At 65.2% G+C, this 18,676-nt stretch carries 5 protein-coding genes and 2 pseudogenes; 5 read left to right on the top strand and 2 right to left on the bottom strand.

All coding sequences use genetic code 11. The features are described from left to right. Positions 1-251: 251 nt before the first annotated feature. Both DKK74_RS07210 and DKK74_RS08690 read right to left on the bottom strand, forming a co-directional pair. The gene (locus DKK74_RS07210; RefSeq protein ID WP_110413442.1) at positions 252-1,484 is read right to left on the bottom strand and encodes a PucR family transcriptional regulator; all 1,233 of its coding nucleotides are present in this window, start codon (positions 1,482-1,484) and stop codon (positions 252-254) included. Beyond that, on the bottom strand, positions 1,481-3,373 hold the full coding sequence (locus DKK74_RS08690; protein ID WP_146210558.1) for a DUF6020 family protein: 1,893 nt from the start codon (positions 3,371-3,373) through the stop codon (positions 1,481-1,483). Before DKK74_RS08690 ends, DKK74_RS07210 begins: the two co-directional genes overlap by 4 nt. Before the next feature lie 522 nt (positions 3,374-3,895). Between DKK74_RS08690 and DKK74_RS07190 the strand changes: the two genes are divergently transcribed. The 5 genes and pseudogenes from DKK74_RS07190 to DKK74_RS08950 all read left to right on the top strand — a co-directional run. Beyond that, positions 3,896-4,657, top strand: coding sequence for a biotin--[acetyl-CoA-carboxylase] ligase (locus tag DKK74_RS07190; RefSeq protein ID WP_110413438.1), 762 nt, complete (start codon positions 3,896-3,898; stop codon positions 4,655-4,657). A gap of 65 nt (positions 4,658-4,722) precedes the next feature. After that, positions 4,723-6,558, top strand: a complete 1,836-nt coding sequence (locus tag DKK74_RS07185) for an acetyl/propionyl/methylcrotonyl-CoA carboxylase subunit alpha (RefSeq protein ID WP_110413437.1) — start codon at positions 4,723-4,725, stop codon at positions 6,556-6,558. Next, positions 6,555-8,126, top strand: a complete 1,572-nt coding sequence (locus DKK74_RS07180; RefSeq protein WP_110413436.1) for an acyl-CoA carboxylase subunit beta — start codon at positions 6,555-6,557, stop codon at positions 8,124-8,126. The genes DKK74_RS07185 and DKK74_RS07180 overlap by 4 nt, the downstream gene beginning before the upstream one ends. A 51-nt stretch (positions 8,127-8,177) precedes the next feature. Next, positions 8,178-15,441: pseudogene (locus tag DKK74_RS07175) on the top strand (fatty acid synthase subunit beta domain-containing protein); the annotation flags it as partial. An 80-nt stretch (positions 15,442-15,521) separates the two neighbouring features. Further along, positions 15,522-17,537: pseudogene (locus DKK74_RS08950) on the top strand (beta-ketoacyl synthase N-terminal-like domain-containing protein); the annotation flags it as partial. Positions 17,538-18,676 lie beyond the last annotated feature (1,139 nt).

Below are 18,676 nucleotides of genomic sequence, written 5' to 3'. Positions count from 1 at the left end.
GTTCCGTGACGCGTGTTCGGCTCGATGTCTGCGTTAGCAAGATTTGGTCAGGGGCAATGATTGGACAGGTCATCTTTCCGGATGGATGTCCTGTGAAAGGAGCGAGTGCACATCGTCAAATCCACTGTTAACACTATGGGACAGAGCGTTCTCTCAGGCATCGCAATGCTCTGATTCTGTTAGCCTTACACTTCCAGGACGGTAGCCTTTCGGCCCCTCGCCCTTTTGCATGTTTTCGCCCGAATTTGTCATCAGTCGGCGCCGGGGTGCGACCTGCGGATTCTGCCGATGATCAGGGCCGCCTGAAGGACGAAGGATTCTCGAGGGTCCATAGCATCCCAGCCAGTCACTTCCACACAGCGCCTCAGCCGGTAGCGCACGGTGTTGGGATGGATGCCTAGCTTTTTGGCGGTGACCTCCAGCGAGTTGCCCGAGCGCAGAAAGGTGAGCAGCGTGGTCGGCAGGGGCCCGTCCGGATCCTGTCCGGCCAAGCTCATATAGACCTCTTGATAGAGCTGGTCGGCAGCGTCCGTGTCTCCGTTCAGGGCTCGTTCGGGCAGCAGGTCGTCGGCGTGCAGTGGTCTGGGAAGGGCGGCGGTGATGGGGTCAGCCACTGCTGGAGCCGCCGCGTGCGTGCTCAAAGCGGCTCGGATGGAGGCTTCCGCACCGGAGATCCCATGGCGGAGTGGTCCTAGACAGACAGCTGACTCATCGGTAAAGAATCGCAGGATGGATGCGCAGAAGTCGGCTGGGGTGCCCGACCGGTCGGGATTGATCAGGACCACCGTGAGCCCCTCGCTCTCGCCCACCAGAGCCCTGCCGCCTTGACGGACCACTGTAGTGTGTATGGGCTGGCGGGCGTTCTCCATGCCCTGCCCGTCATCATTGCCCTGGGCCTCGCCAACGACAGCGAAGCAGTCGAATTCGGTCGGCCAGCCTAAACGGGCCAGATCATCCACCGTCCGTGTGTCTGCCGTTTTCTCGATCAGATGCCGAATGATTCTCGACTCCGTTACTGCCTTGCGTCCGTTCCTTGCCTCGGCCAGGTCGGCGTAGAGCTCGGCTGCCGCTGTGGCGGCTTGGCGGGTGTAGACCAGCGTGGCTCGTTCCTCTTCGGCTCCCATGGTCCGGCCAGCTTGCTCAAGCATGTCCAGAATGACCCGGGTCAGCTCCATGGCTCGGTGCGGGCCCAGGCTCCGAGAGAGCTCGGCTGGTACAGGGGAGGGGACTTCACTGTCTTCTGTACCCTGTGCGTCAAGTCGAGACAGCAGGTCGTCCAGAGCCGTTTGAATGGCCCCCTCCAAGGTTCTGCGTCCATCAGCGGGCAAGGACTTGGCCCAGGGCAACGCCTCCTGCAGATGATCCAGTGTCTTCAGGAGAATCTGCTCCATGGCGGCATCGGAGGCAGTAGGTGCCCGGTGAGCTTGCTGCGCCTCGGCAGGTTCATCGTCCTTCGGTCTGGACCGCTTCGACTTGCCGATCATGTCGGCCGGTCCATCAGGTTTTCGGCGCGGGCACGGCGACTCTGCCGGACCATGTCCAGGATCAGGAAGGGCACTGCCATGTCCACCGGCAGCATGTGCCGTTCGAAGTTGTTGGCCGGAGCAGTGATCATGACCCCCATGATCAGCAGGAGGGGGAACCAGCACAGGGCCTCGCGCCAGTGGCCGGCTGCCAGGCGGGCGACGATCAGCAGCAGGGCGGCCACCACCCAGAAGTTGGCCCGTGCCACCAGGCCCAGCAGGGGGGTGTCTGCCCAGGTTCTGACCAATCCGGTCACCCCATTGCGCCAGTCATGGCACCAGGCCGCCAGCCAGGAGCCCGAGTTCTGCACGTAGCCGTTGTTGAGGTAGTAGGACATGGCCACGTAGGCAGGGTCGCCGGGGTCGAAGTACCCGTAGGATTCGGCCATGAATGCATCCAGGTAGATCATCGGGTTGCGCCGTCCCACCTGGAGCCAGGCCCGATTCAACCGGGACAGCTGCTCGGGCGTGACGGTTCTCCATCGATAGACGATCAGTTTGGGCTGGTTGCCCGAGGACTTGACCCGGTCTGCCTCCCAGGGGGTGTACTGGATGGCGGCATTGTCCAGGTCCATGATGGGCTCAAGGTCGGCCCTCGCCTGGGCCGGAATCCCCTGAGGGTTGCGCTGGGCCACCCGGGCGATCTGCTGCAGCTGGATGCTGCGGCTCTCCACGGGGTCACCCTTGATGACCGTCCCTGTGGCCGTCAGGGCGCCGGTCACCCCTGTGAACAGGACCAGGGGCAGCAGGAGACCTATCAGGATGGTGGCCCACTGGCGACGGTGGATGATCAGGGCCAGAACCAGCTGGGCCAGGACGATGTAAAGGCCATACTTGGCGCTGATCAGCATGGTCAGGGTGCTCAAGGCGAGGGCAGGCCGCAGTCGGGCCGCCTGGTTGGCGTACAGTGGCGAGTTCTTGTCCGCTGACTCCAGCTGGTGCCAGATGCCGAACCACCAGACGAAGGCGAAGGCGAAGAGTGGGGATTTGGTCAGGCTGAAGGTGCTGAAGACTACAAAGGGGGAGAAGAGGAAGAAGATCATGACCAGGGTGCGGGCCAGGGCCCCGAAATGTTCGGTTTTACTGCCACGCAGGAAGCGGTCGGCAGTGACGGCGCAGCAGAAGGCTGCGAAGATCACCTGCAGCCCCGCTAGGAGCACGATGCCCGCGTCATAGGATCCGGTCAGATGGTTGGAGGCCATGATGGTCATCCCGTAAAACAGGGTCAGCACTATGTTGTGCTGGTCGGTCAGGAAGGCCGGGTGACCCGGCCACAGGTAATGACCGATGGGATAGACGTCCATCTGGGTGAAGGCATTGCCGCCGTAGGGGAGCTGATCGCCCTGCAGCTGAGTCAGGAAGTTGGCGCATTCCTGGGCCTGTGCATACAGGTCGGCCCCGTAGGCGGCCAGCAGGGTAAAAAAGGCCCAGGCCCAGCCCAGCAGGAGCAGACGCATGATGGGTCGCCAGCCACTGGTTTGTCTGGTGATGAAGGCCGCGTAGGTACGCATCCGTGGGCGCTGCGCCAGGGCGGTCAGCCGTTGCGGCATCCGAAGGGGTTCGCAACCCAGCAGAATCCGGCGGCAGACCAGGACCAGTGCCAGGCAGAGGACCAGGGTTCCCAGCATGATCAGCACCTGGGGCAGGCCCACCTGTGTCAGCGAACCCTGCTGACGGTAGATGGGGCCCAGTCCAGTGCAGAAGGCAATCCAGAGGCAGGCCAGCAAAGCCAGGACCAGGCCGACGGTCCGGGATGCACGAGATCCAGGCCTCCCGGTCTGCAAGGCAGATGTCTGCACAGGTTGTTCGCCCGCCTCTCTCGCTTGCGCCCGTCCGCTGTCTGCGCTCAAAAGAACCCCTTTCGCGGGTCATGCCTGGTGTACGGCTTCCCTATTTTATCCAGTGCCCATCCGAGGATGCGCTCTGAGCTATCCAAGGGTCTCCTGTGAAAAGATACAAAAACCGGCCGTCGCTTTTGTGGGTGGTTCGCTACCGGGGCTGACCCCTTGTGCCGTATAGTGGAACGCGTGCCTCATCAGAATATCAAGTGGCAGCCTTCGGCATCGCTGGACAGTGGCGTACTCTCCTCGATCGTGGTGCTCGACACCGTCGATTCGACCAATACGCTCGTGGCTCATGCTCTGGAAGCCTCGACGTATTCGGATGCGCGCGACCGGGTCGAGCGGCTGTTTGGGGGCGGTGAATCGACAACGAGCACGGAGACCGTGAAGGGACTGGCCTCTGGCACAAGGGGAAAAGCCGAAGATACGCCTCGAAAAAACGCCCGTCAGGGTGTTTCTACGACTACACGGTACGAGGGAAGAGTCGCAAGTAAAGGTATTCGGCGATGGCCGGGCGCCGGGGGGAGCACCATGCCGCTGAGCGTAGCGGTTGCCGATGCGCAGTCCCGGTGCCGCGGTCGTCTTGCCCGAACCTGGGTCAATCAGGCCCGATGCTCCCTGCTGGCCACCTGGGCCCTGCCGCTGCCCACTGGACTGCTGGCTGGACCCTTTGGCGGATGGATGCCCATGGTGGCGGGGCTGGCTGCTCTGGAAGGCCTGCAGGACGTGCTTGGGTACCACGGTTGCCCGCTGGCTGACGGTGGCGACCCTGACAGGGTCCTGACTCTCAAATGGCCCAATGATCTGTTTTGCCGCGGGGCCAAGCTGGGGGGCATTCTCTGCGAGCTGGTCCGGGTGGATCGGGACTGGTCGGCCTTGGTTGTCGGCATCGGCATCAACCTGTTCCTGCCCCGGGAGGCGCTGCCTATTGCGGAGTCCACATCCCTGCAGTTCCATTACCGGGACCTGCCCGACTACCAGTCTCTTCGCAACGACCTGGTCGACGCCATCAGCTGGCACCTGAGTGGGGAGATGGCCCCCCTTGGCCTTGACGGGTCGCTGGACAGGACCTTGAACGGGCCCCAGGGGCTGCGCTCGCGGATTGCCGCGCTCAGCTGGACGCTGGGTAAGCGGGTCAGGGTCGTCCCCGTGGCCGGTGAGCCCGTGGAGGGCCGTGCTCTGGAGATCAACCCGGATGCCTCCTTGCGGGTGCAGCTGTCGGATGGCGATCAGGTTGACGTATCTACGGCAGACGTTGGCGTCCTGCCTGAAGTGGCCGCTGTGGGGGCCTAAAGTCCCACCCTGTTCATACTTTCCGTCAGTCCAATCACCCTTGAGCAACCAGTGAGGAGAGGGGAATGAAAAAACTGCTGATCGCCAACCGCGGCGAGATAGCCCTGCGGGTTGTGCGCACAGCCCAGGAGATGGGGATCGCCACCGTGGCGGTCTATGCCGACCAGGATCGGGATGCCCCATATGCCCAGATGGCGGACGAGGCCTACCTCTTGCCCGGGGATACCAACATGGAGACCTACATGAACGAGGATCTGATCGTCTCCATCGCCCGCCGGGCCGGCGCTGATGCCCTTCACCCGGGATACGGCTTCCTTTCCGAGTTCTCCTCCTTCGCCCGCAAGGTGCTTGATGCGGGCATCACCTGGGTAGGTCCGGCCCCGGAGGTCCTGGACGAGCTGGGCGACAAGATCACCGCCTGCAAGGTGGCCGAGCGGGCCAGGGTGCCTGTGGTGCCGGGCCTGAGCGAGCCCGTCACCGACATGCGCCCCCTGCTGGACTTCGCCGACGAGCACGGCTATCCGGTCATGATGAAGAAGGCTGACGGCGGCGGCGGCCGGGGGATAACCCTGATCAATGACAGCGACGAGCTGCGCACCTTCTATATGAACCATGACGCTCTTCAGGGCGGCGACCTGGGCGACTACTTCATCGAGAAGTTCGTGGACCGCGCCCGACACGTGGAGACCCAGTCCGGCAGGGACAGCCACGGCCAGTTCACCGTCTATTCCACCAGGGACTGCTCGGTTCAGCGCCGCAACCAGAAGCTGGTGGAGGAGGCCCCGGCTCCCTTCCTGTCCGACGACGTGATCGCCCAGCTGGAGGGGTTCTCCCGCCGCCTGTTCGACACGGTGGGCTACGTGGGCCTGGGCACCTGCGAGTTTCTGGTCACCCCCAGGGACGATGTCTACTTCATGGAGGTCAACCCGCGGCTGCAGGTGGAGCATACGGTCAGCGAGCAGGTCTGTGGACTGGACCTGGTCCGCGAGCAGCTGCGGATCGCCGACGGCGGCTCCCTGAATGTGGCGCCTCCGCCCCGCGGTCACAGCTTCGAGTTGCGCATCACCAGCGAGGACCCGGCCACCAACCTGACCCCCAGCTCAGGGACCATCGAGTCGATTCAGTGGCCTTCCGGCCCCGGCATCCGCGTGGACTCGGGCGTCGAGGTGGGCGACACGGTCTCGCCCAGGGACGACTCCATGATGGGCAAGCTGATCGTGACCGCCCAGGACCGCCCGGCCGCCGTGGCCAGGGTTCGCCGGGCCCTGCGCGAGATGAGCATCAGTGGGGTCCCCACCCCGGCTGGGCTCTTCCAGAAGATCTTCACCAACCCCGAGTTCACCGCCGAGGACGGGCACTCCTTCGACGTGTCTACCAAATGGCTGGAACGGGTCTATCTGAACGTGGAGCCTGCCTCCAACGGCAGCGGCCAGCCCGCCTCGGTCTCCGGTGCCTCCGCCCAGGAACAGGACCGGGACAGCGATCCCATGGAGACCTACAACGTGGAGATCGACGACAAGCGGGTCAGGTTGGCTCTGCCCCAGTCACTGCTGGGCGGCATGGGCGGCGTCGGCGGCCATGGCGGCATTTCCCGGCCCCGGCAGCCCTTGCGTGGACGCGGGTTGCGGGATCAGGAGCCTGGCACCCCCCGGCAGGATGCGGCCCGGTCCGGCGTCATCGTGGCCACCATGCAAGCGGTGGTCACCCGCATCAACGTGGCCCCCGACCAGGAGGTGGACAAGGGCGACCTGCTGGTGGTTCTGGAGTCCATGAAGATGGAGAACTACGTCTATGCCCCGGCCAAGGGGCGTGTGAAGACCATCGATGTGTCCGTGGCACAAGGGGTGGATCCGGGCCAGACCCTGGTCACCCTGGATCTGGGCGGGGAGGAGCAGGCATGAGCGTCAGCGAATCCACCTTGGGCTCCCAGCCGGTGCGCCAGGGCATCCACCGGGCTGCTGCCCTGGCCAAACAGGCCGAGGAGCACGCCCGCGACCGTCAGCATGCCAAGGGCAAGCAGACCGCCCGGGAGCGTCTGGATCTGCTCTTCGACAAGGACACCTTCGAGGAGGTGGGACGCTTCGCCGGCGGCGACATCGCCGGGGACCGGGCGGGCTCTGCGGTCATCACCGGCTTCGGCCTGGTCTACGGGCGCAAGGTCGGCGTCTACGCCCAGGACTTCTCCGTTAGGGGCGGTACCCTGGGCCGGGCCGAGGGCGAGAAGATCTGCCGGCTCATGGACATGGCCCTGCGGATCAAGGTTCCCATCGTGGCCATGATCGACTCGGGAGGCGCCCGCATCCAGGAGGGTGTGGCCGCCCTGACCCAGTATGGCCGCATCTTCCGTAAGACCTGCCAGGCCAGTGGCTTCGTCCCGCAGATCTCCCTGATCCTGGGACCCTGCGCAGGCGGTGCCGTCTACTGCCCGGCCCTGACCGACCTGATCATCATGACCAAGGAGAACTCGGACATGTTCGTCACCGGTCCCGACGTGGTCAAGGCAGCCACCGGCGAGACCATCAGCATGGACCAGCTGGGCGGCGGCTACGTGCACAACACCCGTTCCGGTGTGGCCCACTACCTGGGTGAGGACGAGGCCGACGCCATCGACTACGCCCGGACCGTGCTGGCCTACCTGCCTGCCAACAGCGGCCAGGAGCCTCCCCGGTACGCCTTCATCTCCGGCCATGCCGAGCGCCAGGCCGCCAAGCGACTGGCCACGGTCATCCCCGAGAACGACCGGCAGCCATACGATGTGCTGGACGTCATCCACGCCATCGTCGACTACGGCGAGCTGGTTCAGGTCCAGGAACTCTACGCACGGTCCATCGTGGTGGGCTTCGCCTGCCTGGAGGGCCGGCCGGTGGGGATCGTGGCCAACCAGCCCATGGTGGACGCGGGCAGCCTGGATGTGGAATCCTCCGAGAAACTGGCCCGCTTCGTCCGTCTTTGCGATGCCTTCAACCTGCCGGTCATCACCCTGGTGGACACCCCTGGCTATAAGCCTGGCTCGGACCAGGAGCACGCCGGCATCATCCGCCGGGGGGCTAAGGTCATATACGCCTATGCCAACGCCCAGGTGCCCATGGTCACCATTGTGCTGCGCAAGGCCTTCGGCGGCTCCTACATCGTCATGGGCTCCAAGGCCATCGGCGCGGACCTCAACTATGCCTGGCCCTCCTCGCAGATAGCCGTGCTGGGGGCCCAGGGCGCGGTCAACATCATCCACAGGCGCGACCTGCAGGAGGCCAAGGAGGCCGGCCGGGACGTGGATGAGCTGCGCGACCGGCTGGCTCAGGAGTACGAGACCAGCACCGTCAACGCCAATCTCTCCCTGGAGATGGGCGAGCTGGACGCCATGATCGACCCGGAGCAGACCAGACCGGTCCTGGTCCAGGCCATGGACCTCCTGGCAGACAAGCAACGCGTCAGGGTCAACGACAAGCACCACGGCAACCAGCCTCTGTGAACTTTTCCTCGTCATTATCAGTAATCCCTAACTCTCTATGAATAGGACATCATGACCAGTACATTCTTCATCAACCGTCTCGCTGAGCAGCCGCACGCGCTTATGTTCGCCGGCCAATCCAACCCCTGGACCGTGGCCCTGGCCGATCTGCAGGGCGATCCTGACATCGACAAGGCCCTGAAGGAGCGCATGGCGGCGGCCACCGACCTGCTCAGGGCAGTCAAGCCCGACCTGCTGGCCACCAACGGTCGTCAGCTGGATATGTTCGGCTACAGGCCCGACCCGGTCAGGTTGGGGCCGGCCGCCGACGCTGCGGTCAGCGTGCCCGGCATCGCCCTGGTGCAGCTGGGCGCACTCATGGATATGGACCAGCTGGGCTACGACGCGGCCCAGGCCCGTCCAGTGGCCCTGCTGGGGCACTCCCAGGGCATCATCGGCGTTCACATGGTTCAGGAGATTCAGGCTGCCGGATCCCTCAAGGCTGCTCAGGGTGCCATTGACCAGATTCTGGCCACCGCCATGCTGATCGGAACGGCTGGCACCCGTCAGGCCCGTCGTCTGGGCATCCACCGCCAGGGTGAGGCCACCCCTATGCTTTCGGTGCGCGGCGCCACCCGCCATCAGGTGGAGGTCCTGATCGACCGGGTGCCTGGCGCTCGCGGCCCCATCAGCGTGGCCGTGACCAATTCGGATCGCAATCTGGTCCTGTCCGGCTATCCGGAGGATCTGGCAGCCTTCGCCATCGAGGCGGGCAAGGAGAGCGAGCATCAGCGCCAACTGCGCGAGGACAAGGTCCGTGGCGGAACCGCCTTCTCGCCGGTTCTGGAGTACCTGGATGTGACCCTGCCCTTCCACTCGCCGCTCATGAAGGAGGCCGTGGATCTGAGCGTGGACTGGGCCTCCCGCTGCGGTCTGGACACCGGGCGTGCCAGGGTTCTGGCTCAGGAGGTCCTGCTCAACCATGCCGACTGGGCCGGCCGGATCGCCGAGGTCATGGACCAGCAGGATGCCGCCTCCCTCTGGCTGGTGGATCTGGGCCCGGGCGAGACCCTGGGCAAGCTGGTGGACAACCTGGTCCAGGGCACCGGCGTGGGCGTGGTCGAGGCCTCCAACCAGGCCCGGCGCGCGCAGCTGTCCACCATGGAGGAGGATCCGGTCCGTACCCAGGACTGGTCCAAGCTGGCTCCCCGTCTGCTTGAGACACCGGCCGGTCCCCGGGTGGAGACGGCCTTCAGCCGGTTGACCGGCAAGCCCCCGGTCATGCTGGCCGGCATGACCCCGACCACCGTGGAGCCCGAGATCGTGGCTGCGGCCGCCAACGCCGGCTACTGGGCCGAGCTGGCCGGCGGCGGCCAGGTGACCGCCGAGGTCTTCGACCGCCATGTGTCCCAGTTGGAGGACCAGCTGCAGGAGGGCCGCACGGTCGAGTTCAACGCCATGTTCATGGACCGCTACCTGTGGAACCTCCAGTTCGGCAGCCAGCACATCGTGCCCAAGAAGCGCGCCTCCGGCACCCCCATCGACGGGGTGGTCATCTCTGCCGGCATCCCCGAGCTGGACGAGGCCGTGTCCCTGATCCGTCAGCTCAACGAGGAGGGCTTCCCCTACGTGGCCTTCAAGCCCGGCACGGTGGACCAGATCCGCCAGGTCGTGGCCATCGCCCGCAAGGTCGCCCCCACCCATATTCTGATGGAGGTCGAGGGCGGGGCCGCCGGCGGCCACCACTCCTGGGAGTCCCTGGACGACCTGCTCTCGACCACCTACGCCGAAGTTCGTGCCTGCCCCAACATCGTTCTGGTGGCCGGCGGCGGCATCGGCACCCCTGAGCGGGCGGCCGACTACATCAGCGGTCAGTGGTCCCGTGCCTACCACCTGCCGGACATGCCCGTGGACGGCGTCATGATCGGCACAGCGGCCATGACCGCCAAGGAGGCTCACACCAATCCTGAGATCAAGCGGGCTCTGGTGGCCACCCCCGGCATCGACAGCTCCACCCCCGATCCGGACCCCTTCGCCCCCATGGGCGAGAAGTGGGTGCCCAGCGGCAAGTCCGTGGGAGGTGTGGGCTCCGGCCTGAGCCATCTGCACGCCGACATCTACGAGATGGAGAACTCCTCCGCCGAGTGCGGCCGCCTGCTGGTCCGGGTCATGAAGCACCCCGAGGAGCTGGAGACCCGTCGCGCAGAGATCATCGAGGCCCTGAACAAGACCGCCAAGCCCTACTTCGGCGATCTGGAGACCATGACCTACCAGGACTGGGCCCAACGTTTCGCCGACCTGGCCTACCCCTGGGCCGATGACACCTACATCGACCGCTTCCTGCACCTGCTGCGGCGCATTGAGGCCCGTGTCTGCGAGCGTCAGAGCGGCGAGTTCGACTCCATCTTCGCCTCCAGGCAGGATGTGGTCGAGCCCGAGCAGGCACTTCGCCGACTGCACGAGGCCTATCCCCAGGCAGCCGAGCTCAAGGTGGTGCCCACCGACGTGGCCTGGTTCCCCGTCCTGGTGCGCGAGTACCCCAAGCCCATGCCCTTCGTGCCGGTCATCGACAATGATCTGCTGCGCTGGTGGGGCCAGGATCAGCTCTGGCAGTCCGAGGACCCCCGTTACGGCGCCGACTCGGTCAGGGCCATTCCCGGGCCCATCTCCGTGGCGGGCATCACCACGGTGGACGAGCCGGTGGCCTCCATTCTGGGACGGTTCGAGCAGGCGGCCATAGACCGGGTGCACGACCTGGACAACGGTCCTGCCAAGGCCTACAGCCAGCTGGCAGGCGCCGCTGACGCGCAGGAGTTCATCCGCCGCAGCCCCAACATCTCCTGGGTGGGCCACCTGATGGCCAATCCGGCCTACGGCACGGCCATGGACGACCCCAACTACACCATCACCGCCACCGGCCAGGACGACCAGGGCGAGCACTACGATCTGGACATCCATCTGGACACCTACTGGGACGACGACCCCGACGGCGGCCTGGACCGGCATGCGGTGCGCGACATCGTCGTGCCGCTGACCCTCAAGAGCGACCAGGTCGGCCTCTTCCCGGTTGTCGACCGCAGCCGCCTGCCCAAGGACGTCTACGCCCTGCTGGCCGATACAGCCGGCATCGGCAACACCTCCGTCACCGGCGATAAGCTGGAGGCCATGCCTGTCATCGAGAAGGACGATGACGACCCTGAGCATCCCTTCGGCCTGGCCCACAGCGGTTACACCCTGGCAGCCAACCTGGGCTTCGACCATGAGGCGGCCACCGGAGGCGCCCTACCCGATGCGCTGATTCCCTCCGGCTTCGCCCCGGACGCCCTGGTGGGTCCGGCCTGGCCGGCCATCTACGCAGCCCTGGGATCCGTCTATGTGAATGGCTTCCCCATCATCGAGGGACTGCTCAATGCGGTCCATCTGGACCACCTGATCGAGCTGGAGGTCAGAGAGAAGCGCCTGCTGGAATACACCGGCCAGCGGATCGAGCTGACCAGCTGGGCCGAGCCCTACCAGGAATCTTCCTCCGGCCGGGTGGTGACCATCCATGTGGTCCACGCCGCCCAGGACGGGACCGTGCTGGCCCGCGAGGTCGAGCGTTTCGCCATCCGTGGCCGCGCCTACAGCGACCAGCTGCCCCAGGAGGCTCCCGAGTACGGCGGTATCCGCGCCGACACGGTGGACACGCCGCGCAGGCTGCTGCGTCGCGTCACCGTCACCGCCCCCAAGGACATGACCGCCTTCGCACGTACCTCCGGGGACTTCAATCCCATCCATACCTCCAAGCGAGGAGCAGCCGTCTCCGGCCTGTCTGCGCCGCTGGTGCACGGCATGTGGCTGTCGGCCACCGCCCAGTACGCGGCCCAGGCCACCGACGAGCAGGGCGTCCACTACGAGATCGCCGGATGGACCTACAACATGTACGGCATGGTCCAGCTGGGCGACAAGGTGGAGATCAGCCTGGAGCGCGTGGGCAAGGTCCGCCATGGCGGCCTGGTCCTGGAGGTCACCTGCAGGATCGACGGCCAGCTGGTCTCCCGCGGCACGGCGATCGCCCGCGCCCCCAGGACCGCCTACGTCTACCCCGGCCAGGGAATCCAGCAGCAGGGCATGGTCCTGGACGAGCGGGCCAAGTCCCCGGCCGCCCGTGAGACCTGGGAACGGGCCGATGCCCTGACCCGCAGCAAGCTGGGGTTCTCCATCCTGGCCGTGGTGCGTGACAACCCCCACACCCTGACGGCCAAGGGGGTCACCTACCACCATCCGGAGGGTCTGCTCAACCTGACCCAGTTCACCCAGGTGGCCCTGGCCACCGTGGCCTTCGCCCAGACCGCCCGCCTGCGTGAGTCCGGCATGGACATCTGGCCCGCCTACTTCGCCGGTCACTCCCTGGGTGAGTACAATGCTCTGAGCTCCTTCGCCGGGGTCATGTCCCTGGAGACGGTCCTGGAGTTGGTCTTCCACCGCGGATCCACCATGCACTCCCTGATCGAACGTGACGAGCAGGGGCGCAGCAACTACCGGATGGGCGCCCTGCGTCCCAACCAGTTCGGCGTGGGCGACTCCGGTGTCAAGCAGTATGTGGAGTCCGTGTCCAAGGAGTGCGGCGAATTCCTGGAGATCGTCAACTACAACCTGGCCGGCCAGCAGTACGCCGTGGCCGGGACCATCGCCGGTCTGGAGTACCTGCGAGCCGATGCCAACCGTCGGGCCAAGGAGGCGGGCGGCAAGCCGGCCTTCATGTACGTGCCCGGCATCGACGTGCCCTTCCACTCCACCCTGCTGCGCAAGGGTGTGCCCGAGTTCCGTGACACCCTGGACGCCCTGCTGCCCGAGCACATCGACTACTCCCGCCTGGAGGGTCGCTACATACCCAACCTGGTTGCACGGCCCTTCCAGATGACCAAGGAGTTCGCGGCCTCCATCCTGGAGGTGGTTCCCTCCGAACGCATCAAGCAGGCTCTGGACGATCCCAAGGTCTGGGATCAGTATGCGGCCGACGACCAGAAGCTGGGCCGTCTGCTGCTGACCGAGCTGCTCTCCTGGCAGTTCGCCTCCCCGGTGCGCTGGATCGAGACCCAGGCGATCATGTTCGATGCCCCCGAGCAGGGCGGCCTGGGCGTGGAGCAGCTGATCGAGGTAGGGCTGGGACATTCGCCCACCTTGGCCAACCTGGGCACCAAGACCCTGAAGCTGCCCGACTTCCGCGAGCGTCACGTAAGCGTCTACAACCTGGGCAGGGACGAGAGCCGGGTCTATCTGACCGACACCGATCCCATGGCCCCGGTGGAGGAGGAGCCCACAGCCCCGGTCCAGGATTCCAGCCCTGAACCTACTCAGGCTGCTGCGCCCGCGCCTGCATCGGCTCCGGCTCCGGCCCCTGCCTCAGCCCCTGCGGCAGCCGAGGATTCGGCTCCTGCTCCGGCCTCGACCACCGGTGGCCCATCGGGTGCCGATGTGGCCGACCTGCCCTTCAAGGCCTCGGACGCCATCGCCGTTCTGCTGGCCTACTCCACCAAGATCCGCCCCGAGCAGATCGGGCAGACCGACACCACCGACACCCTGACCAACGGCGTCTCCTCCAGGCGCAACCAGCTGCTGATGGACATCAGCTCGGAGCTGGGCGTGGCCAGCGTGGACGGAGCAGCCGAGGCCAGCATGACCGACCTGAGCGCCCTGGTGAACAAGGTGGCCCCCAACTATCGGCCCTTCGGTCCGGTGCTCTCCGACATCGTGCGTGAGCGTATCCGCGACCTCTTCGGCCCATCCGGCCTCAAGCTGCAGCAGGTTGAGCAACGGGTCTCCGACGTCTGGCAGCTGGGTGCGGGCTGGGTCTCGGCCACCGTGGCCAGCTTGGTCCTGGACACCCGCGAGGGTGCCTCCTCGCGCGGCGGCGACCTGGCCCTCCTGCCCACCGAGGCCGTCTCCACCGTGCCTGCGGCCAATGCGCTGATCGACCAGGCCGTTCAGCAGGTGGCCCAGCGTCACGGCGTGACGGTCTCCATGCCTTCTGCAGGCGGTGCTGCTGGCGGTGCCGTGGTTGACTCCGCCGCCTTGGATGCCTTTGCGGCCCAGGTGACCGGCTCCGAGGGTGTGTTGGCCTCCACCGCCCGCTTCCTCCTGGACAAGTTGGGGCTCAAGCCTCCGGTCGTCCAGCCTGGTGAGAATGAGGATGCCGCCGTTGTGGCCGCCGTCGATGCCGAGCTGGGCAGCGACTGGCCCGAGCAGGTGGCGCCAAGGTTCGAGGCTTCGCGCGCCGTCCTCTTCGACGACCGCTGGGCCAGCGCCCGTGAGGATCTGGCTCACATCTACCACGAGCATGATGATGACCGCAGCCGCCTGAGCTTCGTAGGAGCCGGACGCGAGGTGCACGATCAGGCCGTCTGGTATGCCGAGCAGGCGGGCAAACGCGGCGAGCAGGATCTGGCCCGGGTCTTCAGCGGCATCGCCGACCAGGCCATGACCCCTGCCGACTCGGACCAGACCGCCGCACGATTCGCCAAGGACGTGGCCGTGGTCACCGGCGTGGCCCCCAAGTCCATCGCTGGATCTTTGACTGCCGGCCTCCTGGAGGGTGGGGCGACGGTCATCGCCGTCTGCCATTCCCTGAAGTCGCAGACCGTCATCTGGGCTCGCGACCTCTACCGTCGCCATGCCGTGGGCGGTGCCCGTCTCTGGATCGTGTCCGCCAACCTGTCCAGCTACCGGGATGTGGATGCCCTGGTCGACTGGGTCGGCAACGAGCAGCGCAAGACCACGGGGGCTACGACCACCGTGCTCAAGCCCGCCTACGAGCCCACCCTGCTGTTGCCCTTCGCAGCCCCCGCCATGCACGGGACCATGGCCGACTCGGGCCGGCTCTTCGAGTCCCAGGCCCGGCTCATGCTCTGGAGCCTGGAACGCCAGATTGCAGGGTTCGCCGGCATCGGGGCGGATACCGACGTCGACCACCGTCTGCATGTGGTCCTGCCCGGCTCGCCCAACCGTGGCATGTTCGGCGGCGACGGAGCCTACGGGGAGGTCAAGGCCGCCCTGGACGCCATCGTCAACCGGTCCCGTCCCGAGCAGGACTGGTCCGGCCGGGTCACCTTCTCCCACCCGCTGATCGGCTGGGTCCGCGGCACCGGACTCATGGGTGGCAACGATCCGCTGGTACAGGTGGTGGAGCGCCACGGCGTCCACACCTACTCCACCGGGCAGATGGCTGATTCCCTGCTGGATCTCTGCACTGTAGAGGCTCGTCAGCAGGCTCTCCAGGCCCCGCTTAAGGCCGACCTGACCGGTGGATTGGGTTCCAGCCCTCTGGACCTCAAGGCCCTGAAGGCCGAGGCTGCCCAGAACGACGATCCGTCGACAGCGGTTCCGGCTGGAAAGCCCGGAGATGCGCCCGCAGATACCAACAAGGATCCAGACCGGGTCATCAAGGCCCTGCCCACACCCCGGGTGCCCGCCCAGGCCCCGGTGGATCTGCAGGATTGGCAGGGCGTGACGGCCAGACCCGAGGATCAGATCGTCATCGTCTCCATCGGCGAGATGGGTCCCTGGGGTTCCGGCCGCACCCGCTTCGAGGCCGAGATGGGCATCCACTCGGATGGACAGGTCGACCTGAGTGCCGCCGCCGTGCTCGAACTGGCCTGGAACATGGGTCTGGTCGAGTGGCAGGACAGCCCCAAGCCTGGCTGGTACGACACCGACGGCGAGCTGGTCCCCGAGCAGGACATCGCCGAGCGCTACCACGACCAGGTGGTGGCCCGCTCCGGCATCCGTCCCTTCGACGACGGCATGGGCTCCGACTACCGCCAGGGCACCAACGAGGAGGAGGTGGACGTCTTCCTGGATCACGACGTGGCCTTCTCGGTGCCCACCAGGGACATGGCTCAGGAGTACGTGGCCCAGGATCCGGACCACACCAGCGTCGCCCGCGACGAGGAGTCCGGCGAGTGGACCGTCACCCGCCTGCCTGGCTCCCGCATCCGCGTGCCGCGTCGGGCCACCATGTCCAGGACCGTGGGCGGCCAGTTCCCCAAGGGCTTCGACCCGGTCAAGTGGGGTATTCCCGCCTCCATGGTCGGGGACGTGGATCAGATCGCCCTCTGGAACATCGTGACCACCGTGGACGCCTACCTGTCGGCCGGATTCACCCCTGTGGAGATCCTGCAGGCCGTGCATCCCTCCAAGGTTGCCTCCACCCAGGGGACCGGCTTCGGTGGTATGGCCTCCATGCGCAAGCTCTACCTTGACCGCTTCCTGGGCAAGGAGATCCCCACGGACATCCTTCAGGAGGCTCTGCCCAACGTGGTGGCCGCGCACGTCATGCAGTCCTACATCGGCGGCTATGGCAACATGGTCCAGCCGGTCTCGGCCTGCGCCACGGCCGCGGTCTCCCTTGAGGAGGGCGCTGACAAGATCGCTCTGGGCAAGGCTGACTTCGTGGTCACGGGCGCCATCGACGACATCGGCGTGGAGTCGGTCATCGGCTTCGGCAACATGAACGCCACTGCCGATTCCGCCGAGATGTACTCCAAGGGCATCCAGCCTCGGTTCTTCTCCCGGGCCAACGACCGTCGGCGCGGCGGCTTCCTGGAGTCCCAGGGCGGCGGGACCATCCTGCTGACCCGCGGGGACATCGCCCTGCGCATGGGTCTGCCCGTGGCTGGCGTGGTCGGGTACATCCACTCCTTCGCGGACGGTGCCCACACCTCTATCCCCGCACCCGGGCTGGGGGCTCTGGCCGCCGGCATGGGCGGCAAGGACTCGGACCTGGTGTGCTCGCTGGCCAAGCTGGGCGTGAGCCCCGACGACATCGCCGTGGTCTCCAAGCATGACACCTCCACCAACGCCAACGACCCCAACGAGTCCGAGCTGCACAACACCCTGGCCCACGCCATCGGGCGGACGGACGGCAACCCGCTCTACGTCATCTCCCAGAAGAGCCTGACCGGCCATGCCAAGGGTGGCGCCTGCATCTTCCAGATCAACGGGCTCACCCAGCTCTTCCGGTCCGGGGTGATCCCGGCCAATGCCTCCCTGGACTGCGTGGATCCGGTCCTGAGACGCGACGACCATCTGGTCTGGCTGGAACAGCCCCTGAAGGTGGGCAGAATCAAGGCCGGGCTGGTCACCTCCCTGGGCTTCGGCCATGTCTCCGGCATCGGGGTCATCGTCAGCCCCGGAGCCTTCGAGGCGGCTGTGCTCAAGACCTCCGGCCAGGAGGCCCTGGACCAGTGGCGTCGCCGGGCCAACGACCGCCTGGCCGCTGGTCAGCGCCGTTTGGAGGAGGGCCGCATGGGTCGGGCCCCGCTCTACGAGCCCATCGACAACCGCCGCTTCCATGAGGACGGCCACGGGTATGTGGGCCATGAGATCGAGAAGGCCATGCTGCTAGATCCCCAGGCCCGACTGGGTGCCGACGGCTACTACGACCTGAGCTGAAAGCATCCTGAATTGGTCGATTCCCCATCTTTGCAGTGATGGATGGGAAATCGGTGAGAGTTCAATCACTGCGCTGATCAAGGAGGTGGGCCAGACGGCTCACCTCCTCTTTTGTTATGGATAGATCTCATCAACTGCTCGTACTCGGGTGATTGCTCTCTTCACGGGAGCGTGGATTGAAATGATTCTAGGTACGTCAGGCTTGGTTATGGCCTTCACTTGTCTTGTCCCACACAGGCATACGATCTGTATCTGGTTTCAGTACGATTAAGAAGGGCGTGCATTGGGTTGCTTCAAAGCTGCTTGAGGGACAGGCGGCCCTTACAACCTGAACATGATTGGACCCCATTCATGAAAAGGTATAAAAAAGTAGATGGGTGGCCCAGGTTTTACTTGGGATTATTGCTGGGCCACCCGAATGGCCGAACTTGTCTTGGGGGAGTCGTCCGGCCTCTTACTCGTGCGAAGTGTTAGTGGCCGCTGCTATGGGATCCTGCGGCTGAGGTTTGTTGCCATAATACTCATGGCAAGAAGCCCGACCACCATAGCCACGCCGGTATTTTCTCCCTTATGCTGTGGGCGGGACCCTTAAAAGCTGGCACAGGTACTGGTTGATGGTGGTGCCGGGTCGGGCGATTTACTGCATTGAGGCGATTGCCTGTTTCCAACGGACTGTTCAAGCTGATTTCCTAGACATGAGCCCTTATGTCTGAGGCAAGGCCTAGGGACTGGAAGGTTCCTATGCTGACTGGAGGGATTTGTAAGGAGTACCGCTTTATCTTTCAGAACAAAGACAGGCATGCCCCGTGTGTGCACGATGTTGTCGTCTAAACCTCACTGATTATTGTTGCCCCACGGATAGGTGTCCCTGATGGGAAGCGGTAGCTAGTGAATAATGGTAGCTCGTACTGACTCGGCGTTTCCGCAAAGACACCGCACTCATCGGTGTTTGCTGCGCTCGTAGATATAACTATATTGCAGCAAGGTATCGTGCATGTCTAAGGAAATAAAACGAACATCGCGACACCAAAAGCTACACCGCACAATCCGAATATCGTAGCCCCAACGAGGTGCTTCATGTAATCTGGCTCGCCCCAATTGTTTTTGAGATCATCTGAACATAATGACAGAAAATGTTT

The sequence above is a fragment of the Bifidobacterium asteroides genome, assembly GCF_003202755.1.
Taxonomy (GTDB): Bacteria; Actinomycetota; Actinomycetes; order Actinomycetales; family Bifidobacteriaceae; genus Bombiscardovia; species Bombiscardovia asteroides_F.
Note: the sequence above shows the minus strand (reverse complement) of the source record. Positions and strands in the feature narration are given on the sequence as shown.